16 protein-coding genes, 6 tRNA genes and 3 rRNA genes are annotated in these 25,736 nt (G+C 56.5%); 1 reads left to right on the plus strand and 24 read right to left on the minus strand.

From position 1 onward, the window contains the following. Positions 1-5 precede the first annotated feature (5 nt). The 24 genes from rpsG to tyrS form a co-directional block, all read right to left on the minus strand. On the minus strand, positions 6-476 hold the full coding sequence (rpsG, locus tag N0B28_RS23630) for a 30S ribosomal protein S7 (RefSeq protein WP_008089143.1): 471 nt from the start codon (positions 474-476) through the stop codon (positions 6-8). A gap of 120 nt (positions 477-596) precedes the next feature. Further along, on the minus strand, positions 597-968 hold the full coding sequence (gene rpsL, locus N0B28_RS23635) for a 30S ribosomal protein S12 (protein WP_003186084.1): 372 nt from the start codon (positions 966-968) through the stop codon (positions 597-599). 203 nt (positions 969-1,171) lie between these two features. Beyond that, positions 1,172-5,371, minus strand: coding sequence for a DNA-directed RNA polymerase subunit beta' (gene rpoC, locus N0B28_RS23640; protein WP_054916698.1), 4,200 nt, complete (start codon positions 5,369-5,371; stop codon positions 1,172-1,174). 64 nt (positions 5,372-5,435) lie between these two features. After that, complete coding sequence (gene rpoB, locus N0B28_RS23645; protein ID WP_043861935.1) at positions 5,436-9,509, minus strand: DNA-directed RNA polymerase subunit beta; 4,074 nt, start codon at positions 9,507-9,509, stop codon at positions 5,436-5,438. 219 nt (positions 9,510-9,728) lie between these two features. Next, positions 9,729-10,094, minus strand: coding sequence for a 50S ribosomal protein L7/L12 (gene rplL, locus N0B28_RS23650; protein WP_043861936.1), 366 nt, complete (start codon positions 10,092-10,094; stop codon positions 9,729-9,731). A gap of 78 nt (positions 10,095-10,172) precedes the next feature. Further along, entirely contained in the window at positions 10,173-10,673 is a 501-nt protein-coding gene (gene rplJ, locus N0B28_RS23655; protein ID WP_043861937.1) for a 50S ribosomal protein L10, read from the minus strand. A gap of 200 nt (positions 10,674-10,873) precedes the next feature. Next, the gene (gene rplA, locus N0B28_RS23660; protein ID WP_043861938.1) at positions 10,874-11,569 is read right to left on the minus strand and encodes a 50S ribosomal protein L1; all 696 of its coding nucleotides are present in this window, start codon (positions 11,567-11,569) and stop codon (positions 10,874-10,876) included. Beyond that, the gene (rplK, locus tag N0B28_RS23665) at positions 11,569-12,000 is read right to left on the minus strand and encodes a 50S ribosomal protein L11 (RefSeq protein ID WP_028944937.1); all 432 of its coding nucleotides are present in this window, start codon (positions 11,998-12,000) and stop codon (positions 11,569-11,571) included. Before rplK ends, rplA begins: the two co-directional genes overlap by 1 nt. Positions 12,001-12,119: 119 nt before the next feature. After that, a complete protein-coding gene (gene nusG / locus N0B28_RS23670) occupies positions 12,120-12,653 on the minus strand; it encodes a transcription termination/antitermination protein NusG (protein ID WP_043861939.1) in 534 nt (177 codons plus the stop codon). A 9-nt stretch (positions 12,654-12,662) separates the two neighbouring features. Then, on the minus strand, positions 12,663-13,031 hold the full coding sequence (gene secE, locus N0B28_RS23675; RefSeq protein WP_043861940.1) for a preprotein translocase subunit SecE: 369 nt from the start codon (positions 13,029-13,031) through the stop codon (positions 12,663-12,665). Positions 13,032-13,076: 45 nt separating this feature from the next. Further along, positions 13,077-13,152, minus strand: a tRNA-Trp gene (locus N0B28_RS23680). A gap of 53 nt (positions 13,153-13,205) precedes the next feature. Further along, positions 13,206-14,399: an elongation factor Tu gene (gene tuf, locus N0B28_RS23685; protein ID WP_275729163.1), complete on the minus strand. Its 1,194-nt coding sequence runs from the start codon at positions 14,397-14,399 to the stop codon at positions 13,206-13,208. 85 nt (positions 14,400-14,484) lie between these two features. After that, positions 14,485-14,560 (minus strand) — tRNA-Thr (locus tag N0B28_RS23690). 26 nt (positions 14,561-14,586) lie between these two features. Beyond that, positions 14,587-14,660, minus strand: a tRNA-Gly gene (locus N0B28_RS23695). 23 nt (positions 14,661-14,683) lie between these two features. Next, a tRNA-Tyr gene (locus N0B28_RS23700) sits at positions 14,684-14,768 on the minus strand. A gap of 143 nt (positions 14,769-14,911) precedes the next feature. Then, positions 14,912-15,334: a hypothetical protein gene (locus tag N0B28_RS23705; RefSeq protein WP_116052330.1), complete on the minus strand. Its 423-nt coding sequence runs from the start codon at positions 15,332-15,334 to the stop codon at positions 14,912-14,914. 7 nt (positions 15,335-15,341) lie between these two features. Beyond that, positions 15,342-16,088, minus strand: coding sequence for a pantothenate kinase (locus N0B28_RS23710; RefSeq protein WP_043861943.1), 747 nt, complete (start codon positions 16,086-16,088; stop codon positions 15,342-15,344). Next, a complete protein-coding gene (birA, locus tag N0B28_RS23715; RefSeq protein ID WP_058541103.1) occupies positions 16,078-17,037 on the minus strand; it encodes a bifunctional biotin--[acetyl-CoA-carboxylase] ligase/biotin operon repressor BirA in 960 nt (319 codons plus the stop codon). The genes N0B28_RS23710 and birA overlap by 11 nt, the downstream gene beginning before the upstream one ends. Positions 17,038-17,204: 167 nt before the next feature. After that, positions 17,205-17,320 (minus strand): 5S ribosomal RNA (gene rrf / locus N0B28_RS23720). 138 nt (positions 17,321-17,458) lie between these two features. After that, a 23S ribosomal RNA gene (locus tag N0B28_RS23725) occupies positions 17,459-20,349 on the minus strand. 224 nt (positions 20,350-20,573) lie between these two features. Next, positions 20,574-20,649, minus strand: a tRNA-Ala gene (locus N0B28_RS23730). 7 nt (positions 20,650-20,656) lie between these two features. Next, positions 20,657-20,733, minus strand: a tRNA-Ile gene (locus tag N0B28_RS23735). An 84-nt stretch (positions 20,734-20,817) separates the two neighbouring features. Next, positions 20,818-22,354 (minus strand): 16S ribosomal RNA (locus N0B28_RS23740). The 16S, 23S and 5S rRNA genes sit together here with 2 tRNA genes alongside, the layout of an rRNA operon. A 558-nt stretch (positions 22,355-22,912) precedes the next feature. Next, positions 22,913-24,112, minus strand: a complete 1,200-nt coding sequence (gene tyrS / locus N0B28_RS23745; protein WP_054915947.1) for a tyrosine--tRNA ligase — start codon at positions 24,110-24,112, stop codon at positions 22,913-22,915. A gap of 210 nt (positions 24,113-24,322) precedes the next feature. Here tyrS and N0B28_RS23750 point away from each other — a divergent pair, with 210 nt between their 5' ends. Then, entirely contained in the window at positions 24,323-25,735 is a 1,413-nt protein-coding gene (locus tag N0B28_RS23750; RefSeq protein WP_043859836.1) for a peptidoglycan DD-metalloendopeptidase family protein, read from the plus strand. Position 25,736: the final 1 nt, after the last annotated feature.

The raw sequence follows: 25,736 nt of genomic DNA on the forward strand, positions 1-25,736 counted from the left end.
CTGAATTAGAAGCGGTAGTGCGAGAACGCTTTGTTGGCTTCGGCCATACGGTGTACGTCTTCACGCTTCTTGACTGCAGCACCTTTGCCTTCAGCAGCATCCAGCAATTCGCCGGCCAGGCGCAGGGCCATAGACTTCTCGCCGCGCTTGCGCGCGTAGTCTACCAACCAGCGCATTGCCAGGGCGTTACGACGGGACGGACGAACTTCGACCGGAACCTGGTAAGTAGCACCGCCAACACGGCGCGACTTCACTTCGACCAGCGGAGCGATGGCGTCGAGAGCTTTCTCGAAGATTTCCAGGGGATCGCTGTTCTTGCGTTCTTTGACCTTGTCCAGCGCACCGTAAACGATACGCTCGGCAACGGCCTTCTTGCCGCTTTCCATCACGTGGTTCATGAACTTGGCGAGAATCTGCGATCCGTATTTTGGATCGTCCAGAATCTCACGCTTGGCTGCTACACGACGTCTTGGCATTGATAAGCCCTCAAACGGTCTTCAGGTTAGCTCGGGACAGGGAACCCAGAGGTTGCGTGCCCGACCTTACTCTTATCGACTCAATAAAATTGATAACTGCAAATTGCTGCAAACGGCCGATTACTTCGGACGCTTGGTACCGTACTTCGAACGACCTTGGTTACGACCTTTGACGCCGGAGGTATCCAGGGAGCCGCGAACGGTGTGGTAACGAACACCTGGCAAGTCTTTTACACGACCGCCGCGGATCAGTACCACGCTGTGCTCTTGCAGGTTGTGGCCTTCACCACCGATGTACGAGGAAACCTCGAAACCGTTGGTCAGACGCACACGGCATACTTTACGCAGTGCCGAGTTAGGTTTTTTCGGCGTGGTGGTGTACACACGGGTGCACACGCCACGACGTTGCGGGCAGTTCTGCAGCGCAGGAACGTCGGATTTCTCGACGATACGCTTACGCGGCTGACGTACCAGCTGGTTGATAGTTGCCATCTACTAGCTCCACTGTTGTCTTGCGACGCTATTGTCTTGCAAGAAAAGCAAAATGGCAGGACGAAGTCCCACCAAATTTAGGGGTACAAGAGTCTAAAGAGGATCTTGCCCCTCGTCAAGGCAAGGCCCCGACATCCCCCACCCTCCCCTTCGCAACAGATTATGTCGCGAAGGTCGGGTGAGGGCCGCCAGGGCCCTACGCTTTAGTTGCCGCTGGAGTTCAGCGCTTCGGTCAGTGCAGCTTCCACTTCACTGGCGCTAACACGCAACGGCTTGTCGGCATCACGGCGACGCTTGCGCTCGCTGTGGTAGGCCAGACCGGTACCGGCCGGGATCAGACGACCCACGACCACGTTTTCTTTCAGGCCGCGCAGGTAGTCGCGCTTGCCGGTTACCGCCGCTTCGGTCAGTACGCGGGTGGTTTCCTGGAAGGAAGCCGCCGAGATGAACGATTCGGTGGACAGCGAGGCCTTGGTGATACCCAGCAGTACACGAGTGAACTTGGAGACAAACTTGTCTTCCGCGCCAAGGCGCTCGTTCTCTACCAGTACCTGGGTCAGTTCCATCTGGTCGCCCTTGATGAAGCTGGAGTCACCCGACTCGGCAATCTCGACCTTACGCAGCATCTGACGCAGGATGGTCTCGATGTGCTTGTCGTTGATCTTCACGCCTTGCAGACGGTAAACGTCCTGGATCTCGTTGACGATGTACTTGGCCAGCGCGCTAACACCCAGCAGACGCAGAATGTCGTGCGGATCGCTAGGACCGTCCGAGATCACTTCGCCGCGGTTCACTTGTTCGCCTTCGAAGACGTTCAGGTGACGCCACTTCGGAATCAGCTCTTCGTACGGATCGCTGCCATCGTTCGGGGTGATGACCAGACGGCGCTTGCCCTTGGTCTCTTTACCGAAGGCGATGGTACCGCTGACTTCAGCCAGAATCGAGGCTTCTTTCGGACGGCGCGCTTCGAACAGGTCGGCAACGCGCGGCAGACCACCGGTGATGTCACGGGTCTTGGACGTTTCTTGCGGGATACGCGCGATAACGTCACCAACACCGATCTGTGCACCGTCAGCCACACCGACCAGGGCGTTGGCTGGCAGGAAGTACTGAGCCGGTACGTCGGTACCTGGCAACAGCAGATCCTTGCCGCTGGCGTCGACCATCTTGATTGCAGGACGGATTTCCTTGCCTGCAGCCGGACGGTCTTTGACGTCCAGAACCTCGATGTTGGTCAGGCCGGTCAATTCGTCGGTCTGACGCTTGATCGTGATGCCTTCTTCCATGCCCACGAAGGTCACGGTACCTTTCATTTCGGTAACGATCGGGTGGGTGTGCGGGTCCCACTTGGCGACGATGGCGCCAGCGTCGACCTTGTCGCCTTCCTTCACCGAAATCACGGCGCCGTAAGGCAGCTTGTAACGCTCGCGCTCACGACCGAACTCGTCGGCAATCGCCAACTCGCCGGAACGCGATACGGCAACCAGGTTGCCGTCGGCACGCTCAACCTGCTTGAGGTTGTGCAGACGAACCATACCGCCGTTCTTCACCTGGACGCTGTCGGCAGCCGAGGTACGGCTTGCAGCACCACCGATGTGGAACGTACGCATGGTCAGCTGGGTACCCGGCTCACCGATCGACTGTGCAGCGATAACGCCGACAGCTTCACCGATGTTCACCTGGTGACCGCGAGCCAGGTCGCGACCGTAGCACTTGGCGCAGATGCCGTAGCGGGTTTCGCAGCTGATCGGCGAACGCACGATCACTTCGTCGATGCTGTTCAGCTCGATGAACTCGACCCACTTCTCGTCGACCAGGGTACCGGCCGGAACGATGACGTCGTCGGTGCCAGGCTTGAACACGTCACGGGCGATTACACGACCCAGTACGCGCTCACCCAGCGGCTCTACAACGTCGCCGCCTTCGATGTGCGGGGTCATGACCAGACCCTGCTCGGTGCCACAGTCGATCTCGGTAACCACCAGATCCTGCGCCACGTCTACCAGACGACGGGTCAGGTAACCGGAGTTCGCGGTTTTCAACGCGGTATCCGCAAGACCCTTACGCGCACCGTGAGTCGAGATGAAGTACTGCAGTACGCTCAGACCTTCGCGGAAGTTCGCGGTGATCGGCGTCTCGATGATCGAGCCGTCCGGCTTGGCCATCAGACCACGCATACCGGCCAACTGACGAATCTGAGCTGCCGAACCCCGGGCACCGGAGTCAGCCATCATGTACATCGAGTTGAAGGACTCCTGCTCGACTTCGTTGCCTTCGCGGTCGATGACCTTCTCTTTCGAGAGGTTGGCCATCATCGCCTTGGACACTTCGTCGTTCGCCTTGGACCACAGGTCGATGACCTTGTTGTACTTCTCGCCCTGGGTTACCAGGCCGGAGGCGTACTGGCTCTCGATCTCTTTCACTTCGTCGGTGGCAGCACCGATGATGCGGGCTTTTTCATCCGGGATAACGAAGTCGTTAACACCGATGGAAACGCCGGAGATGGTCGAGTAGGCAAAACCGGTGTACATCAGCTGGTCAGCGAAGATGACGGTCTCTTTCAGACCAACCACGCGGTAGCACTGGTTGATCAGCTTGGAGATCGCCTTTTTCTTCATCGGCTGGTTGACCACGTCGTACGACAGACCTGGCGGTACAACCTGGAACAGCAGCGCACGGCCGACAGTGGTGTCGACGATGCGGGTGTTCTTGACGCTGCCGCCATCACGATCGTTCACGGTTTCGTTGATACGAACCTTGATCTTGGCGTGCAGGGCCGCTTCGCCGGCGCGGAATACGCGGTCGACTTCCTGCAGGTCGGCGAATACGCGACCTTCGCCCTTGGCATTGATGGCTTCGCGGGTCATGTAGTACAGACCCAGTACAACGTCCTGCGAAGGAACGATGATCGGCTCACCGTTGGCTGGCGACAGGATGTTGTTGGTCGACATCATCAGCGCGCGCGCTTCGAGCTGGGCTTCCAGCGTCAGCGGCACGTGCACGGCCATCTGGTCACCGTCGAAGTCGGCGTTGTACGCGGCACAGACCAGCGGGTGCAGCTGGATGGCCTTGCCTTCGATCAGTACCGGCTCGAACGCCTGGATACCCAGACGGTGAAGGGTCGGTGCACGGTTGAGCAGTACGGGGTGTTCGCGAATCACTTCGGCAAGAACATCCCACACCTCTGGCAACTCGCGCTCGACCATCTTCTTGGCAGCCTTGATGGTGGTCGCCAGACCACGCATTTCCAGCTTGCCGAAAATGAACGGCTTGAACAGCTCGAGGGCCATTTTCTTCGGCAGACCGCACTGGTGCAGACGCAGGGTCGGACCTACGGTAATTACCGAACGACCCGAGTAGTCAACGCGCTTACCGAGCAGGTTCTGACGGAAACGACCTTGCTTACCCTTGATCATGTCGGCCAGGGATTTCAGAGGACGCTTGTTCGATCCGGTGATGGCGCGGCCGCGACGGCCGTTGTCGAGCAGTGCGTCGACCGCTTCCTGCAGCATGCGCTTTTCGTTGCGCACGATGATGTCAGGCGCAGACAGGTCGAGCAGGCGCTTCAGACGGTTGTTACGGTTGATCACCCGACGGTAAAGGTCGTTCAGGTCGGAGGTCGCGAAACGACCGCCATCCAGCGGAACCAGTGGACGCAGGTCTGGCGGCAGAACCGGCAGAACGGTCAGGACCATCCACTCAGGCAGGTTGCCCGAGCCCTGGAAGGCCTCCATCAGCTTCAGTCGCTTGGACAGCTTCTTGATCTTGGTTTCCGAGTTGGTCTGCGGAATCTCTTCGCGCAGGCGGCCAATCTCGTGTTCCAGGTCGATAGCGTGCAGCAGTTCGCGGACGGCCTCGGCACCCATGCGGGCGTCGAAGTCATCGCCGAACTCTTCCAGCGCTTCGAAGTACTGCTCGTCGTTCAGCAGCTGGCCTTTTTCCAGGGTGGTCATGCCCGGGTCGATAACGACATAGCTCTCGAAATAGAGAACGCGCTCGATATCACGCAGGGTCATGTCCATCAGCAGGCCGATACGCGACGGCAGCGACTTCAGGAACCAGATGTGGGCAACAGGCGAGGCCAGCTCGATGTGCGCCATGCGCTCACGACGAACTTTTGCCAGCGCGACTTCAACACCGCACTTCTCGCAGATCACGCCACGGTGCTTCAGGCGCTTGTACTTTCCGCACAGGCACTCGTAGTCCTTGACTGGGCCAAAGATCTTGGCGCAGAACAGGCCGTCACGCTCAGGCTTGAACGTACGGTAGTTGATGGTTTCCGGCTTTTTTACTTCACCGAACGACCACGAACGGATCATCTCAGGCGAGGCCAATCCGATACGGATGGCGTCGAACTCTTCGACTTGACCCTGGTTTTTCAGCAAATTCAGTAGGTCTTTCAAGGCCTTTCCTCCTGGCGGAGCAGGGAGCGGGCTTTTCAGCCGCGCTCCCGATTCGCGTCACGTGTTATTCGGTTTCCAGATCGATATCGATACCGAGCGAACGAATCTCTTTGATCAACACGTTGAAGGACTCGGGCATGCCCGGCTCCATACGGTGATCGCCGTCCACGATGTTCTTGTACATCTTGGTCCGACCGTTCACATCGTCCGACTTCACTGTGAGCATTTCTTGCAGGGTGTATGCCGCGCCGTATGCTTCCAGCGCCCACACTTCCATCTCCCCGAAACGCTGACCACCGAACTGCGCCTTACCACCCAGCGGCTGCTGGGTAACCAGGCTGTAAGAACCAGTGGAACGCGCGTGCATCTTGTCGTCCACCAAGTGGTTCAGCTTGAGCATGTACATGTAACCAACGGTCACTGGACGCTCGAACTTGTTGCCGGTACGACCGTCGAACAGCTGCATCTGACCGCTTTCCGGCATATCTGCCAGTTTCAGCATGGCCTTGATTTCGCTTTCCTTGGCACCGTCGAAGACTGGAGTGGCCATTGGCACACCGCCTTTGAGGTTCTTCGCCAGGTCGAGGATTTCCTGGTCGGAGAAGTCTTCCAGGCTTTCCTGACGACCACCGATCTCGTTGTAGATCTCGGTGAGGAACTTGCGCAGCTCGATGACCTTGCGCTGCTCTTCGAGCATGCGGTTGATCTTCTCGCCCAGGCCCTTGGCCGCCAGGCCCAGGTGGGTTTCGAGGATCTGACCGACGTTCATACGCGAAGGTACACCCAACGGGTTGAGTACCACGTCCACCGGCGTACCGTTGGCGTCGTGCGGCATGTCTTCGACCGGCATGATCACGGAGACCACACCCTTGTTACCGTGACGACCGGCCATCTTGTCGCCCGGCTGGATGCGACGACGGATTGCCAGGTAGACCTTGACGATCTTCAGTACGCCCGGTGCCAGGTCATCGCCCTGCTGCAGCTTGCGCTTCTTGTCTTCGAACTTGTCGTCCAGCAGACGGCGACGATCAACGATGTAGGCCTGGGCCTTCTCGAGTTGCTCGTTCAGCGCGTCTTCGGCCATGCGCAGTTTGAACCACTGGCCGTGCTCCAGACCGTCCAGCACTTCGTTGGAGATGACCGAACCTTTCTTCAGGCCGGCACCACCTTCGACGACCTGACCGTTCAGGGCGCTGCGCAGACGTTCGAAGGTTGCGCCTTCAACGATGCGGAACTCTTCGTTCAGGTCCTTGCGGATCTCGTCCAGCTGCATCTTCTCGATGGACAGCGCACGGCTGTCGCGCTCGACGCCATCGCGAGTGAAGACCTGTACGTCGATGACAGTACCCTTGGTGCCGGTCGGCACACGCAGGGAGGTGTCTTTGACGTCGCTGGCCTTCTCGCCGAAGATCGCACGCAGCAGTTTTTCTTCTGGCGTCAGCTGGGTCTCGCCTTTTGGCGTGACCTTGCCGACCAGAATGTCGCCAGCGCCGACTTCAGCACCCACGTAGACGATACCGGCTTCGTCCAGCTTGTTCAGCGCAGCCTCACCCACGTTCGGGATGTCCGCGGTGATTTCCTCTGGGCCAAGCTTGGTGTCACGGGCCACACAGGTCAGTTCCTGGATGTGGATCGTGGTGAAGCGATCTTCCTGAACCACACGCTCGGACAGGCAGATGGAGTCTTCGAAGTTGAAGCCGTTCCACGCCATGAACGCGATGCGCATGTTCTGACCCAGAGCCAGCTCACCCATGTCGGTGGACGGGCCGTCGGCCATGATGTCGCTACGCTGAACCACATCACCCTTGCTCACCAGCGGACGCTGGTTGATGCAGGTGTTCTGGTTCGAGCGGGTGTACTTGGTCAGGTTGTAGATGTCGACACCAGCTTCGCCGGTTTCAACTTCGTCATCTGCAACACGCACCACGATACGGCTGGCGTCGACGGAATCGATCACACCACCACGACGAGCCACGACGCAAACGCCGGAGTCACGCGCAACGTTGCGCTCCATGCCGGTACCTACCAGCGGCTTGTCGGCACGCAGAGTCGGTACAGCCTGACGCTGCATGTTCGAACCCATCAACGCACGGTTGGCGTCGTCGTGCTCGAGGAACGGAATCAGCGACGCGGCAACAGAAACTACCTGCTTTGGCGAGACGTCCATCAGGGTGACGTCTTCCGGCGCCTTGACGGTGAATTCGTTCAGGTGACGGACCGCTACCAGCTCGTCGATCAGCTGCTTCTTCGCATCCATCGTGGCCGAAGCCTGTGCGATGACGTGATCAGCTTCTTCGATCGCCGACAGGAACACGATGTCGTCGGTAACCACACCCTCTTTCACCACGCGGTACGGGCTCTCGAGGAAGCCGTACTGGTTGGTGCGGGCATAGGCCGCCAGGGAGTTGATCAGACCGATGTTCGGACCTTCAGGGGTCTCGATCGGGCACACACGGCCGTAGTGGGTCGGGTGTACGTCACGGACTTCGAAGCCTGCGCGCTCACGGGTCAGACCACCAGGGCCGAGTGCCGAGACACGACGCTTGTGGGTGATCTCGGACAGCGGGTTGTTCTGGTCCATGAACTGGGACAGCTGGCTCGAACCGAAGAACTCCTTCACCGCCGCCGCTACCGGCTTGGCGTTGATCAGGTCTTGCGGCATCAGGCCTTCGCTTTCAGCCATCGACAGACGTTCTTTGACCGCGCGCTCTACACGCACCAGGCCAACGCGGAACTGGTTCTCGGCCATTTCGCCGACACAGCGCACGCGACGGTTACCCAGGTGGTCGATGTCGTCGACGATGCCTTTGCCGTTACGGATGTCGACCAGGGTCTTGAGGACCTCGACGATATCTTCCTTGCTCAGCACGCCCGAACCTTCGATCTCGGTACGACCGATACGACGGTTGAACTTCATGCGACCAACGGCCGACAGGTCGTAACGCTCGGCGCTGAAGAACAGGTTGTTGAACAGGGTCTCTGCGGCATCCTTGGTTGGCGGCTCGCCAGGACGCATCATGCGATAGATCTCGACCAGCGCTTCCAGTTGGTTGCTGGTGGAGTCGATCTTCAGGGTATCCGAGATGAACGGACCGCAGTCGATGTCGTTCGTGTACAGGGTCTCGATGCGAACGACCTGAGCCTTGGCGATCTTCACCAGTGCTTCGGTGGTCAGCTCGGTGTTGCATTCGGCCAGGATTTCACCGGTAGCCGGGTGCACGATCGCCTTGGCGGTGGTGCGGCCCAGAACGTATTCCAGCGGCACGTCCAGGGATTTGACACCAGCCTTTTCCAGCTGGTTGATGTGGCGAGCGGTAATACGACGACCCTGCTCGACAATCACCTTGCCGCTGTCGTCATGGATGTCCATGACCGCGATTTCACCACGCAGGCGCTGTGGCACCAGTTCCAGGCTGAGCTTTTCGCCCGCCACGTGGAATACGTTGGTGGTGTAGAACGCGTTCAGCACTTCTTCGGTGGTGTAGCCCAGCGCGCGCAGCAGTACGGAAGCCGGCAGCTTGCGACGACGGTCGATACGGACGAATACACAGTCTTTCGGATCGAATTCGAAGTCCAGCCACGAGCCGCGGTAAGGAATGATCCGCGCCGAGTACAGCAGCTTGCCCGAGCTGTGCGTCTTGCCACGGTCGTGGTCGAAGAACACGCCTGGCGAGCGGTGCAGCTGGGAAACGATAACACGCTCGGTACCGTTGATTACGAAGGTACCGTTTTCAGTCATCAGGGGGATTTCACCCATGTAGACTTCTTGCTCTTTGATGTCCTTGATCGCTTTGTTCGACGATTCTTTGTCGAAAATGATCAGGCGGACTTTCACGCGCAGCGGTACCGCGTAGGTTACCCCACGCAGTACGCATTCTTTGACATCAAAGGCCGGTTCGCCCAGACGATAGCCAACGTACTCCAGGGCAGCATTGCCGGAGTAGCTGATGATCGGGAAAACCGATTTGAAGGCCGCATGCAGGCCCACGTCGCGGAACTGATCTTTAGTCGCTCCCGCCTGCAAGAATTCACGATACGAATCCAGCTGGATGGCCAGGAGGTAAGGCACATCCATGACGTCCGGCAACTTGCTAAAGTCCTTGCGGATACGTTTTTTCTCAGTGTATGAGTAAGCCATCAGCGTTCCCCAGCTTGGTCACCTGCTTGTTTGGCTTCTCCCGACGGGAGCAGCCAGAAAATCGTGCAAACCCCATGGTTTGCGCCACCGTCATCGGTGGTTACCGCTCGTCATCGGCGCCGACCTGATCGGCTGCCAATAACGGAAAAAGGCCGGTGGCAAAAGCCACCAGCCATCAGCCTTTCGCTTGTCGCTCGGGCTGGAGACGCACAGTCGAAATTACTTCAGTTCGACGGTAGCGCCTGCTGCTTCCAGGTCAGCCTTGGCTTTGTCAGCGGCTTCTTTCGAAACGCCTTCAGCAACGACTTGAGGAGCGGTATCAACCTTTTCCTTGGCTTCTTTCAGGCCCAGGCCGGTCAGTTCACGAACAGCCTTGATCACGTTTACTTTCTTGTCGCCAGCGGCAACCAGAACAACGTTGAACTCGGTTTGTTCTTCAACAACGGCAGCGGCAGCAGCTGGGCCAGCAGCGGCAACAGCAGCGGTAACACCGAAGGTTTCTTCCATTGCTTTGATCAGCTCAACAACTTCCAGAACGGTTTTCTGGCCGATTGCTTCGATGATTTGCTCGTTAGTCAGAGACATGACTTAAATCCTGTATTGGGGTGACAGCCTACGCAGCCATCAAATTAAACGTATGATTTCGAAAGGGCTTGCGGTGCCTTAGGCAGCAGCAGCTTCTTTCTGGTCGCGAACGGCTGCCAGAGTACGAGCCAGCTTGCTGGTCGCGCCTTGGATCACGCTCATCAGCTTCGCAATGGCCTCGTCGCGGGTCGGCAGGGAAGCCAACACGTCGATCTGGTTTGCGGCAAGGAACTTGCCGTCGAACGCAGCTGCCTTGATCTCGAACTTGCTCTGACCCTTGGCGAACTCAGCGAACAGACGAGCAGCAGCGCCCGGGTGTTCGTTGGAGAACGCGATCAGGGTAGGGCCGGTGAACACGTCGTTGAGGACACTGAATTCAGTGTCGGCAACAGCGCGCTTGAGCAGGGTGTTACGTACAACACGTACGTAAACGCCAGCTTCACGAGCCTCTTTACGGAGTCCGGTCATTGCGCCTACAGTCACACCACGGGCATCAGCCACGACAGCGGACAGAGCGACTTTGGCAGCCTCGTTGACTTCAGCGACGATGGCCTTCTTGTCTTCGAGTTTAATTGCCACGGGTAAAACTCCTGCTTGTTACCGTTTCATCCAGCCGAAGCCGAATGTCGTTTTGGTGTCTGACTCGGTAAGGAATCAGGGGCACCATCTGCGTAGGCTTGAGGTTTAAGGCTTGCGCCGCCTACGGTCTTGGATAGCCCCCGCCAGGCAGGGACCCCAATTTTTGCTGACGGGCGCAACTGCTCGCGCCCATCGCGGTCTTACGCGTTCAGGGAACCTTGATCGATTACCAGACCTGGGCCCATGGTGGTGCTCAGGGTAACGCGCTTGACGTAGATACCTTTCGAGGAAGCTGGCTTGATACGCTTCAGATCAGCGATCAGGGCTTCAACGTTTTCCTTCAGCTTGACGGCTTCAAAGCCGATCTTGCCAACGGAAGTGTGGATGATGCCGTTTTTGTCGGTACGGTAGCGAACCTGACCAGCCTTGGCGTTTTTGACCGCGGTGGCTACGTCTGGAGTTACGGTGCCAACTTTAGGGTTAGGCATCAGGCCGCGAGGACCCAGAACCTGACCCAGCTGACCTACAACACGCATTGCGTCCGGGGAGGCAATAACGACGTCATAGTTCAGGTCGCCGCCTTTCATTTCGGCAGCCAGATCGTCCATGCCTACACGGTCAGCGCCGGCAGCCAGAGCGGCCTCGGCAGCTGGACCCTGGGTGAACACGGCAACACGTACGGTCTTGCCAGTGCCGTGTGGCAGCACGGTAGCGCTACGAACGACCTGGTCGGATTTACGTGGGTCAACGCCCAGGTTAACGGCTACGTCGAAGGACTCGCTGAACTTCACGGTAGACAGTTCGGCCAGCAGCACTGCTGCTTCTTCGAAGTTGTAGACTTTGCCCGCTTCGATTTTCGAAGCGATAGCCTTTTGGCGCTTGGTCAGCTTAGCCATTACACACCCTCCACGTTGAGGCCCATGCTGCGAGCGGAACCGGCGATGGTACGCACGGCCGCTTCCATGTCAGCAGCGGTCAGATCAGCATTTTTGGTTTTTGCGATCTCTTCCAGCTGAGCACGGGTCACAGTACCGACTTTGACGGTGTTCGGACGCGCAGAACCGCTGGTCAGGCCAGCTGCTTTCTTCAGCAGAACCGAAGCAGGGGTGCTTTTGGTTTCGAAAGTGAAGCTACGGTCACTGTATACAGTGATGATCACAGGAGTCGGCAGGCCGGCTTCTTGACCCTGGGTACGGGCGTTGAAGGCCTTGCAGAATTCCATGATGTTCACACCGTGTTGACCCAGTGCTGGGCCGACGGGTGGACTTGGGTTGGCCTGGCCGGCCTTTACTTGCAGCTTGATGTAAGCCTGAATCTTCTTAGCCATGAGCTACTCCAATATCGGGTACAAGCGCCAGAAGGCTCCCCGGATTACTTGCGTTTTATCCCAGTGACGACAAAACCCCGCAGCACATAGGGCTGCGGGGTATGGGATGCGTCGTTCTGCTAGACCTTTTCGACCTGGCTGAACTCAAGCTCCACCGGAGTAGAGCGACCGAAGATGAGCACCGCTACCTGGAGCCGGCTCTTCTCGTAGTTAACCTCTTCGACCGTGCCGTTGAAATCAGCAAACGGACCGTCTACAACACGAACCACTTCACCTGGCTCGAACAGCGTTTTCGGCTTCGGCTTGTCGCTGCCATCGGCAACGCGACGCAGAATGGCCTCGGCTTCTTTATCGGTGATGGGTGCAGGCTTGTCTGCGGTACCACCAATGAAGCCCATGACACGAGGGGTGTCCTTGACCAAGTGCCAAGTCCCTTCGTTCATGTCCATCTGAACCAGCACGTAGCCCGGGAAGAACTTACGCTCGCTTTTGCGCTTCTGGCCATTGCGCATTTCAACCACTTCTTCAGTGGGGACCAGAATCTCGCCGAAGCCATCTTCCATGCCAGCCAGCTTTACGCGCTCGATGAGCGAGCGCATCACATGCTTCTCGTAACCCGAGTAAGCATGCACAACATACCAACGCTTAGCCACAGGACACCCTTAGCCAACAATCAAGGAAATCAACCAGCCGAGCAGGGAATCGAGCCCCCACAACAGCAGCGCCATGACCAGGACAACAGCCACCACAATAAGGGTGGTCTGCATGGTCTCTTGGCGGGTTGGCCATACGACTTTACGAATCTCGGTGCGAGCTTCCTTTGCCAGCGCAAAGAACGACCTGCCCTTTGCAGTCTGCAAGGCAACAAAGCCAGCAACAGCAGCAAGAGCGAGGAGTGCAATAACGCGATACAGAATCGGCGAAGCGGAGTAATATTGATTTCCGACCACGCCTACCACCACCAAAGCGACAACAGCCAGCCACTTGAGCAGATCAAAACGAGAGTCTTGGGCTTCAGACTTGGGAGTCATCTAGGAGGATCCTGTGAAAAGAAAGCCAGACACACAAGGTGAATCTGGCAGGTCAGGAGGGAATCGAACCCCCAACCTACGGTTTTGGAGACCGTCGCTCTGCCAATTGAGCTACTGACCTAAAAGCTTATCAGGCCGACCATTATGCCGGCCTGATCGAGAGAAATCAACTACTTATTCAATAACCTTTGCCACTACACCCGCACCGACGGTACGACCGCCCTCACGGATAGCGAAGCGCAGACCGTCTTCCATCGCGATGGTCTTGATCAGAGTGACAGTCATCTGGATGTTGTCACCTGGCATTACCATTTCAACGCCTTCTGGCAGCTCGCAGCTACCAGTCACGTCAGTAGTACGGAAGTAGAACTGTGGACGGTAGCCTTTGAAGAACGGAGTGTGACGGCCGCCTTCTTCCTTGCTCAGAACATAGACTTCTGCGGTGAACTTGGTGTGCGGCTTGACCGAACCTGGCTTGACCAGAACCTGGCCACGCTCAACGTCGTCACGCTTGGTGCCGCGCAGCAGCACGCCGCAGTTCTCGCCAGCACGACCTTCGTCCAGCAGCTTGCGGAACATCTCAACACCGGTGCAGGTAGTGGTGGTGGTGTCACGCAGACCAACGATTTCCAGGGCGTCTTGAACGCGGACGATGCCACGCTCGATACGACCGGTAACAACGGTACCACGACCCGAGATCGAGAATACGTCTTCGATTGGCATCAGGAACGGCTTGTCGATAGCGCGCTCAGGCTCTGGGATGTAGGTATCCAGAGTCTCAACCAGCTTCTTGACAGCGGTGGTGCCCATTTCGTTGTCGTCTTTGCCTTCCAGCGCCATACGAGCCGAACCGATGATGATCGGGGTATCGTCGCCTGGGAAGTCGTAGGTGGACAGCAGGTCGCGAACTTCCATCTCGACCAGCTCCAGCAGCTCAGCGTCGTCTACCAGGTCAGCCTTGTTCAGGAAGACCACGATGTACGGAACGCCAACCTGACGGGACAGCAGGATGTGCTCACGGGTTTGCGGCATCGGACCATCAGCGGCCGAGCAAACCAGGATAGCGCCATCCATCTGAGCAGCACCGGTAATCATGTTTTTTACATAGTCGGCGTGACCCGGGCAGTCAACGTGCGCATAGTGACGAATGTTCGAGTCATACTCGACGTGCGCAGTATTGATGGTGATGCCACGTGCTTTTTCTTCCGGGGCGCTGTCGATCTTGTCGAAGTCAACCTTGGCAGAACCGAAAACCTCGGAGCAAACGCGAGTCAGCGCGGCGGTCAACGTCGTCTTACCATGGTCAACGTGACCAATGGTGCCGACGTTCACGTGCGGCTTGTTACGTTCGAACTTTTCCTTAGCCATCGAGACTGTCCCCCGGTAGAAGTAATAAGCAGATCAAACCGACCATTAAAACAAAGGCAGATATTTTCATATCTGCCTTGTCATATGGAGCTCTTGAGCGGATTTGAACCGCTGACCTCACCCTTACCAAGGGTGTGCTCTACCAACTGAGCTACAAGAGCGTAACACTGTGCAACAACAGCAAACCTGGAGCGGGTAGCGGGAATCGAACCCGCATCATCAGCTTGGAAGGCTGAGGTTCTACCACTAAACTATACCCGCGGAGCTTGCAGCTCTCGCTAAACTGGTGGAGGGAGAAGGATTCGAACCTTCGAAGTCGTAGACGTCAGATTTACAGTCTGATCCCTTTGGCCGCTCGGGAACCCCTCCAATGTGGCCGGCATTTTCTACTCTTGCCGTCCTGCTGTCAAGCTTTTTCTCATTAAAATCTTGAGGTTAGCTACTTTGACAACTGCTTCACTGCGTTACCACCTAGTGGTCATCGCTGTGGAGCGGGCGCCATTCTATGCAAACTATTCGATAGTTGCAACGCCTTCGCACAACATTATTTTATCTTTTAAGTCTTTGAAATCATGGGAAAGTCCGGCGAGCACCGTTGCGTCCAGCAAGCGACGGCTTTCAGGCGCTATCTGCAGCCACCACCCCTGACTGTCGGGCAGCCTCCCCACTACCTTGCGCGCCCGGATATCCAGGCTGATCAGACGCTGACGAAGGCTATCCAGTAGCTCGGGGCTAGCCAATGCCCCAAGGTAGAGACACTCATCGTCCTTCTGCGATGGCGCCTCGCGAGACTCGCTGAGTAGACGAATACCCTGCTGACTTCCCTTGTAGAGCGACAGCGATGTCACCTCTTTCGCCCTCAACGGTGCCTCCTGCTGGTGCCAGACGTAGTAGACGACATTGAGGACCAGCAATAACAGAAACAACCAGCGCATACACACCTCACTCCAGCGGACAGGCCATCGCCAGGCCTACGAACACCAGGTCGGGAACGATTCGGGCTTGCGGTACCACCTGGTGCAACAGGCCTGCGTCGCCACCGGTAATGAACAGGGTAAAATCCTCACCCCACAATGAGCGCGCCTGCTCGAGCTGAGTCAACACAAATCCATGCAGCATGAGCGTACAGCCGCGCTCTACCGCCTCGACGGTAGAGCGCCCAGGCTGCAGACTCGACAATGCACGCTCGGCGGACTCGTCGTCATAGCGGATACGCCGGGTATGGGTACGCAATTGATTGCGCATCAATGGCATCCCAGGGCAGATGAAACCTCCCAGGTGTTCCCCCTGCGCCGATACGAAATCCGATGTGACAGCAGTCCCCAGATCGATGACCACGCATGCCCTTCTGGCCAGATGGTACCCGCCAAGCAAAGCCAGCCACCGATCGAGCCCAAGACGCTCGTAATCGTCATAGCCATTGGTAACCCCGGCCAATGCAGTTGCCGAGCGCGCGCGCACTATCGACAGCCCGAACGCCTTCACCAGGGCATCACCAAGATGATCGGTCTCTTCTTCTGTACGCACACTGACCAGGCGGCAACGGGCCGGGGTATCGCCCGCAAGCGCCTCAACAGCCTCGATCAGCGCCTGGTTGGTATCGACGATGCCGCCGCCAACAACCGATGCGTCGGTGCGGATAACCCGCCACTTGATAAAACTGTTACCGCAATCGAGCTCAAGAATCATCGCGTAACCTCAAACTGAGCTCACCACCACTAAAGCTCTTCTCAACACCTTCGACCTGAAGACGCAGCGCGCCCTGACGATCGATACCGAGCACAACGCCGTCGACCCTGGTGACGCCGGCTATCAACGATACTGCACACCCCTGCCACAGGTGCCCTTGCTCCCACTCCGCCTGCAAGTCGGTAAAACCCGACTGACGATGTCGCTCCAGGTAAACCTGCAGATTCTCATTGAGCAGCGCAACCAGCTGGTTGCGATCAACCTGCTGCCCTGTTTCGAGCCGGACGGATGTCCATGCCTGATCGACCTCGCTGTTGGTCTGCATATTCACGTTCACACCAATACCCAGCACCACATGACAGACATCAGCGGGATCCCCCACAAGCTCAAGAAGAATACCTGCGATCTTGCGACCGTTGGCCAGCACATCATTTGGCCACTTCAAGCCCGCAGCATTCACTCCGACGGACTGAAGGGTACGCATGACCGCCAAACCCACCACAAGGCTCAGGCCTTCCAGTTGCCGCATGCCACCGTCGATACGCAGCACCAGGCTGTAATAGAGATTCTGCGCAAAGGGGCTTGACCAGTTTCTGCCACGGCGACCGCGCCCTGCGCTCTGATGCTCAGCCAGAACCAGAAAGGGTGCCTGGCGACCGGCACTGATCGCGCGCAACGCTTCGGCATTTGTCGAGTCAATCTCTTCATGGATGTGCATTGGCCAGAGCCGGCCGGTGCCGGCACTCTCGATGGCGCTGACGTCCAACAGCGACAAAGGCGCAGCCAGCTTGTAGCCCCGCCCTCGCACCTTGTACACCGGCAGATTCAATTCAGCCTCGAGATGCTGCAATTGCTTCCACACGGCGCTGCGGCTGATGCCCAGGGCAGCACCCAAGGCCTCGCCGGAATGGAATCGACCATCCTTGAGGAGTTTCAACAACTTCAGCATGCCAATCTCGACTCACAATGAGGCACGCATGATAGCTATGCGCTGAAGGATTGCATACCTGTTGTAGGACGCGTCCTTACGGAGAAATAGCTGCGTGATCGCAGCTTTTTCGGCCCACAAAGACAAAACCCCTACCTGCAGATGCAGATAGGGGTTTCGGAATTTAATCTTGACGATGACCTACTCTCACATGGGGAAACCCCACACTACCATCGGCGATGCATCGTTTCACTACTGAGTTCGGGATGGGATCAGGTGGTTCCAATGCTCTATGGTCGTCAAGAGATTCTGTTGCCAGAAGGTCTTGTTCAGACACTCCAGCGAATCGGGTATGTGATGTTTGTGAGCTACAAATCTTCGGCTTACTGTGTCTTCACAACACCGCAATCTGGCCTTTCGACGCAAATTGCTTGGGTGTTATATGGTCAAGCCTCACGGGCAATTAGTATTGGTTAGCTCAACGCCTCACAGCGCTTACACACCCAACCTATCAACGTCGTAGTCTTCGACGGCCCTTCAGGGAGCTCAAGGCTCCAGTGAGATCTCATCTTGAGGCAAGTTTCCCGCTTAGATGCTTTCAGCGGTTATCTCTTCCGAACATAGCTACCCGGCAATGCCACTGGCGTGACAACCGGAACACCAGAGGTTCGTCCACTCCGGTCCTCTCGTACTAGGAGCAGCCCCTCTCAAATCTCAAACGTCCACGGCAGATAGGGACCGAACTGTCTCACGACGTTCTAAACCCAGCTCGCGTACCACTTTAAATGGCGAACAGCCATACCCTTGGGACCGGCTTCAGCCCCAGGATGTGATGAGCCGACATCGAGGTGCCAAACACCGCCGTCGATATGAACTCTTGGGCGGTATCAGCCTGTTATCCCCGGAGTACCTTTTATCCGTTGAGCGATGGCCCTTCCATACAGAACCACCGGATCACTAAGACCTACTTTCGTACCTGCTCGACGTGTCTGTCTCGCAGTCAAGCGCGCTTTTGCCTTTATACTCTACGACCGATTTCCGACCGGTCTGAGCGCACCTTCGTACTCCTCCGTTACTCTTTAGGAGGAGACCGCCCCAGTCAAACTACCCACCATACACTGTCCTCGATCCGGATAACGGACCTGAGTTAGAACCTCAAAGTTGCCAGGGTGGTATTTCAAGGATGGCTCCACGCAGACTGGCGTCCACGCTTCAAAGCCTCCCACCTATCCTACACAAGCAAATTCAAAGTCCAGTGCAAAGCTATAGTAAAGGTTCACGGGGTCTTTCCGTCTAGCCGCGGATACACTGCATCTTCACAGCGATTTCAATTTCACTGAGTCTCGGGTGGAGACAGCGCCGCCATCGTTACGCCATTCGTGCAGGTCGGAACTTACCCGACAAGGAATTTCGCTACCTTAGGACCGTTATAGTTACGGCCGCCGTTTACCGGGGCTTCGATCAAGAGCTTCGCGTTAGCTAACCCCATCAATTAACCTTCCGGCACCGGGCAGGCGTCACACCCTATACGTCCACTTTCGTGTTTGCAGAGTGCTGTGTTTTTAATAAACAGTCGCAGCGGCCTGGTATCTTCGACCGGCATGAGCTTACGGAGCAAGTCCTTCACCCTCACCGGCGCACCTTCTCCCGAAGTTACGGTGCCATTTTGCCTAGTTCCTTCACCCGAGTTCTCTCAAGCGCCTTGGTATTCTCTACCCAACCACCTGTGTCGGTTTGGGGTACGGTTCCTGGTTACCTGAAGCTTAGAAGCTTTTCTTGGAAGCATGGCATCAACCACTTCGTCGCCTAATGGCAACTCGTCATCAGCTCTCGGCCTTAAGATCCCGGATTTACCTAAGATCTCAGCCTACCACCTTAAACTTGGACAACCAACGCCAAGCTGGCCTAGCCTTCTCCGTCCCTCCATCGCAATAACCAGAAGTACAGGAATATTAACCTGTTTTCCATCGACTACGCTTTTCAGCCTCGCCTTAGGGACCGACTAACCCTGCGTCGATTAACGTTGCGCAGGAAACCTTGGTCTTTCGGCGTGGGAGTTTTTCACTCCCATTGTCGTTACTCATGTCAGCATTCGCACTTCTGATACCTCCAGCAAGCTTCTCAACTCACCTTCACAGGCTTACAGAACGCTCCTCTACCGCATCACCTAAGTGATACCCGTAGCTTCGGTGTATGGTTTGAGCCCCGTTACATCTTCCGCGCAGGCCGACTCGACTAGTGAGCTATTACGCTTTCTTTAAAGGGTGGCTGCTTCTAAGCCAACCTCCTAGCTGTCTAAGCCTTCCCACATCGTTTCCCACTTAACCATAACTTTGGGACCTTAGCTGACGGTCTGGGTTGTTTCCCTTTTCACGACGGACGTTAGCACCCGCCGTGTGTCTCCCATGCTCGGCACTTGTAGGTATTCGGAGTTTGCATCGGTTTGGTAAGTCGGGATGACCCCCTAGCCGAAACAGTGCTCTACCCCCTACAGTGATACATGAGGCGCTACCTAAATAGCTTTCGAGGAGAACCAGCTATCTCCGAGCTTGATTAGCCTTTCACTCCGATCCACAGGTCATCCGCTAACTTTTCAACGGTAGTCGGTTCGGTCCTCCAGTCAGTGTTACCTAACCTTCAACCTGCCCATGGATAGATCGCCCGGTTTCGGGTCTATACCCAGCGACTAAACGCCCTATTAAGACTCGCTTTCGCTACGCCTCCCCTATTCGGTTAAGCTCGCCACTGAATATAAGTCGCTGACCCATTATACAAAAGGTACGCAGTCACCTAACAAAGTAGGCTCCCACTGCTTGTACGCATACGGTTTCAGGATCTATTTCACTCCCCTCTCCGGGGTTCTTTTCGCCTTTCCCTCACGGTACTGGTTCACTATCGGTCAGTCAGTAGTATTTAGCCTTGGAGGATGGTCCCCCCATATTCAGACAAAGTTTCTCGTGCTCCGTCCTACTCGATTTCATGACTAAGAGATTTTCGCGTACAGGGCTATCACCCACTATGGCCGCACTTTCCAGAGCGTTCCGCTAATCTCAAAGCCACTTAAGGGCTAGTCCCCGTTCGCTCGCCACTACTAAGGGAATCTCGGTTGATTTCTTTTCCTCAGGGTACTTAGATGTTTCAGTTCCCCTGGTTCGCCTCTTGCACCTATGTATTCAGTACAAGATACCTGACTTATGCCAGGTGGGTTCCCCCATTCAGAGATCTCCGGATCAAAGTCTGTTTGCCGACTCCCCGAAGCTTATCGCAGGCTACCACGTCTTTCATCGCCTCTGACTGCCAAGGCATCCACCGTATGCGCTTCTTCACTTGACCATATAACCCCAAGCAATCTGGTTATACTGTGAAGACAACATTCGCCGAAAACTTGTAATTACTCACAAATTTTACCTTAGCCTGAACACACACCAGTGAAAGTGCTGTCCAGTCTATCTTTCTATCACATACCCAAATTTTTAAAGAACGATTCTGATAAAGTTCAGAAATCAATATTCGAGGCGAATATTCATTTCTAAGCTTTGACAAACTGGCAAGCGGGGTGGTGGAGCCAAGCGGGATCGAACCGCTGACCTCCTGCGTGCAAGGCAGGCGCTCTCCCAGCTGAGCTATGGCCCCAGCAAATTGGTGGGTCTGGGCAGATTCGAACTGCCGACCTCACCCTTATCAGGGGTGCGCTCTAACCAACTGAGCTACAGACCCAATCGAAGGTTGCTAACCTAATCGTCTTCTTCAATGAATCAAGCAATTCGTGTGGGAGCTTATGAGACAGCTGATGTCGTCGATTAAGGAGGTGATCCAGCCGCAGGTTCCCCTACGGCTACCTTGTTACGACTTCACCCCAGTCATGAATCACACCGTGGTAACCGTCCTCCCGAAGGTTAGACTAGCTACTTCTGGTGCAACCCACTCCCATGGTGTGACGGGCGGTGTGTACAAGGCCCGGGAACGTATTCACCGCGACATTCTGATTCGCGATTACTAGCGATTCCGACTTCACGCAGTCGAGTTGCAGACTGCGATCCGGACTACGATCGGTTTTGTGAGATTAGCTCCACCTCGCGGCTTGGCGACCCTCTGTACCGACCATTGTAGCACGTGTGTAGCCCAGGCCGTAAGGGCCATGATGACTTGACGTCATCCCCACCTTCCTCCGGTTTGTCACCGGCAGTCTCCTTAGAGTGCCCACCATAACGTGCTGGTAACTAAGGACAAGGGTTGCGCTCGTTACGGGACTTAACCCAACATCTCACGACACGAGCTGACGACAGCCATGCAGCACCTGTCTCAATGTTCCCGAAGGCACCAATCCATCTCTGGAAAGTTCATTGGATGTCAAGGCCTGGTAAGGTTCTTCGCGTTGCTTCGAATTAAACCACATGCTCCACCGCTTGTGCGGGCCCCCGTCAATTCATTTGAGTTTTAACCTTGCGGCCGTACTCCCCAGGCGGTCAACTTAATGCGTTAGCTGCGCCACTAAAATCTCAAGGATTCCAACGGCTAGTTGACATCGTTTACGGCGTGGACTACCAGGGTATCTAATCCTGTTTGCTCCCCACGCTTTCGCACCTCAGTGTCAGTATGAGCCCAGGTGGTCGCCTTCGCCACTGGTGTTCCTTCCTATATCTACGCATTTCACCGCTACACAGGAAATTCCACCACCCTCTGCCCTACTCTAGCTCGCCAGTTTTGGATGCAGTTCCCAGGTTGAGCCCGGGGATTTCACATCCAACTTAACGAACCACCTACGCGCGCTTTACGCCCAGTAATTCCGATTAACGCTTGCACCCTCTGTATTACCGCGGCTGCTGGCACAGAGTTAGCCGGTGCTTATTCTGTCGGTAACGTCAAAACAGCAAGGTATTCGCTTACTGCCCTTCCTCCCAACTTAAAGTGCTTTACAATCCGAAGACCTTCTTCACACACGCGGCATGGCTGGATCAGGCTTTCGCCCATTGTCCAATATTCCCCACTGCTGCCTCCCGTAGGAGTCTGGACCGTGTCTCAGTTCCAGTGTGACTGATCATCCTCTCAGACCAGTTACGGATCGTAGCCTTGGTGAGCCATTACCTCACCAACTAGCTAATCCGACCTAGGCTCATCTGATAGCGCAAGGCCCGAAGGTCCCCTGCTTTCTCCCGTAGGACGTATGCGGTATTAGCGTTCCTTTCGAAACGTTGTCCCCCACTACCAGGCAGATTCCTAGGTATTACTCACCCGTCCGCCGCTGAATCGAAGAGCAAGCTCTTCTCATCCGCTCGACTTGCATGTGTTAGGCCTGCCGCCAGCGTTCAATCTGAGCCATGATCAAACTCTTCAGTTCAATACTGCTTGGGTTTTGAGAAAACCCTAAACTTGGCTCAGCATTCTCAAATGACTTACTTTCAAATCTTTCGATTTTCGTGCAGTCACTTGTGATGCTGATAATCTTTCTGACTATCAGTCTGAGCTCACAAGCACCCACACGAATTGCTTGATTCAGTTGTTAAAGAGCGGTTGGCCAAGAACTTTTCGTCTCAACCGAGGCGCGCATTCTACGCTTTCCTCAGAGTCTGTCAAGCGTTTATTTTGAAGTTTTTCGTTTCACTTCAAACACTTGACTCGCTTCGATCTCTCGTAGCGGGAGGCGAATTCTACAGCGTTACAACCTGCTGTCAACCACCTTTTTCACCGCTGCCGATCTTTCGATCGAAGCACCTCCAGCCCGACCTGAAACGTCCAACTCATTGATATTCAAGGAGTTTTTCGTTCCGACTGCGCCGGAAGTGGGGCGAATTATAGAGAGATTAAATCGTGCGTCAAGGGCTAATTTGAAACTTTCGCAAAACAAAGCAAACCAGCCCTTCTCTATATAGGAAGGGCGGCTTACGCCGCCCTCTCTTTATTCAGCCTTCAGACTGATACGTGCAAACGCCTTCTTGCCTGCCTGACACACATGGGTGGAGCCCAGCTCGAAGACGAAGCCACGATCAACGACTTCACCATCGACCTTGACGCTTCCTGCCGCCAGCAGATCACGGGCTGCCGCCGAGTTCTTGACCAGGCCCGCCTTGTTCAGCACAGCAGAAATCGGCATGGCCTCGGCAGCCAGCACGTCGATCTGCGGCAGGTCCTCCGGCAACTCGCCATCCTTCATGCGATTACCCGCTGCGCGGTGGGCATTGGCCGCAGCCTCCTCACCATGGAAGCGGGCCACGATCTCTTCAGCCAGCTTGATCTTGATATCCCGCGGGTTGGCACCAGCAGCCACTTCAGCACGGAACCCATCGATCTCTTCCATGGAGCGAAAGCTCAGCAGCTCGAAGTAACGCCACATCAACGTATCAGGGATCGACACCAGCTTGCTGTACATCACCCCTGGTGCTTCCTGGATACCTACATAGTTACCCAGCGACTTGGACATCTTCTTCACGCCATCCAGCCCTTCGAGCAATGGCATGGTGACGATGTTCTGCGCCTCTTGGCCGTAGCCACGCTGCAGCTCGCGCCCCATCAGCAGGTTGAACTTCTGGTCGGTACCGCCCAGCTCGACATCGGCCTTCAGCGCCACCGAGTCATAGCCCTGCACAAGCGGATAGAGGAACTCGTGAATCGCGATCGGCTGGTTGCTGGTATAGCGCTTGTCGAAGTCGTCGCGCTCGAGCATGCGCGCCACGGTGTACTGTGAAGCCAGGCGAATGAAGTCGGCCGGGGTCAGCGCGTCCATCCAGGTAGAGTTGAACGCGACCTCGGTCTTGGCCGGATCAAGAATCTTGAACACCTGCTGCTTGTAGGTCTCGGCGTTCTCCAGCACCTGCTCGCGGGTCAGCGGCGGGCGCGTGGCGCTCTTGCCGCTCGGGTCACCGATCATGCCGGTGAAGTCGCCGATCAGGAAGATCACCTGATGCCCCAGTTCCTGGAACTGGCGCAGCTTGTTAATAAGGACGGTGTGCCCCAGGTGCAGATCCGGCGCAGTCGGGTCGAAACCCGCCTTGATCCGCAGCGGTTGCCCGCGCTTGAGCTTCTCGACCAGTTCGGCCTCGACCAGTACCTCTTCCGCACCACGCTTGATCAGCGCTAGCTGCTCTTCAACCGACTTCATAACAGACCCGCAAGGCTCAGATTCAAAGGGCCCCAACCATACAAGATCAGCCATCAAATACAAGTTTTTGCCCCGGATGTGACCGCACACCCGACTGATGACGTCTGCGCGCTTGCGCTGAAGGGGATTTGGTTATATTTTATACAGTTATTTCATCTTCATCATGTCATTCATCTTTTCCAATCCATCTTTTTCAAAGTCAATCTACCTATGACCAACGAACCGACTAAAGCGCCTCCGCTTTATCCGAAGAGCCACCTGTTGGCCGCCAGCGGTATCGCCGCCCTGCTCAGCCTGGCCTTGCTGGTGTTCCCCTCCAGCGAGGTCGAAGCCAAGAAAACCACCCTTAACCTCGAGCTGGAATCCCCTGCCGAGCAGCTGAAGCAACAGGAAACCACCCAGGCCGACGTCCGCGAAGAAACCACCGCCTCGCCGTTCGCCCAGATTGACACTGCCCCCGCGCCCACCGAAGAAACCGCCAAGACCGAACCCACCCCAACTGCCGAACCCGCCAAGGATCCAAGCCACCGCGAAGTCACCGTGGCCCGTGGCGACACCCTGTCGACACTGTTCGCCAAGGTCGGCCTGCCGGCCAATGTGGTGCACGAGGTGCTTGCCAGCAACAAGCAGGCCAAGCAATTCAGCCAGCTCAAGCATGGCCAGGTACTGGAAATCGAACTGGACAAGGACGGCCAACTGGCCAGCCTGCACAGCAAGGTCAGCGATCTTGAGACCATCCGCCTGACCAAGGGCGACAAGGGCTATGCCTTCAACCGTGAAATCACCAAGCCTGTGGTTCGCTCGGCCTACGTGCACGGCGTCATCAAGAGTTCGCTGTCGGCTTCCGCGCAGCGTGCCGGCCTGAACCATTCGCTGACCATGGACATGGCCCGCATCTTCGGCTACGACATCGACTTCGCCCAGGACATCCGCCAGGGTGACGAATTCGACGTGATCTACGAACAGAAAGTGGTCAATGGCAAGGTGGTCGGCAACGGCAACATCCTGTCGGCACGCTTCACCAACCGCGGCAAGAGCTTCACTGCGGTGCGCTATACCAACAAGCAGGGCAACACCAGCTACTACACCGCCGACGGCAATAGCATGCGCAAGGCGTTCATTCGTACCCCGGTGGACTTCGCCCGCATCAGCTCGCGCTTCTCGGCAGGTCGCAAGCACCCTATCCTGAACAAGATCCGCGCCCACAAGGGCGTCGACTATGCAGCGCCGCGCGGCACGCCGATCAAGGCCGCCGGTGACGGCAAGGTACTGCTGGCCGGTCGTCGTGGAGGCTACGGCAACACCGTGATCATCAAGCACGGCAATACCTACCAGACCCTGTACGGGCACATGCAGGGCTTCGCCAAGGGCATCAAGACCGGCGGCACGGTCAAGCAGGGCCAGGTGATCGGCTACATCGGCACCACGGGGCTGTCCACCGGGCCGCACCTGCACTACGAGTTCCAGGTCAATGGCGTGCACGTCGACCCGCTCGGACAGAAGCTGCCAATGGCCGATCCGATCGCCAAGGCTGAACGCCAGCGCTTCCTGCAGCAAAGCCAGCCGCTGATGGCGCGCATGGAACAAGAGAAGGCCACCATGCTGGCCTCGGCCAAGCGCTAAG

Origin of the sequence: Pseudomonas sp. SD17-1, assembly GCF_029201585.1 — a bacterium.
Taxonomy (GTDB): domain Bacteria; phylum Pseudomonadota; class Gammaproteobacteria; order Pseudomonadales; family Pseudomonadaceae; genus Aquipseudomonas; species Aquipseudomonas palmensis.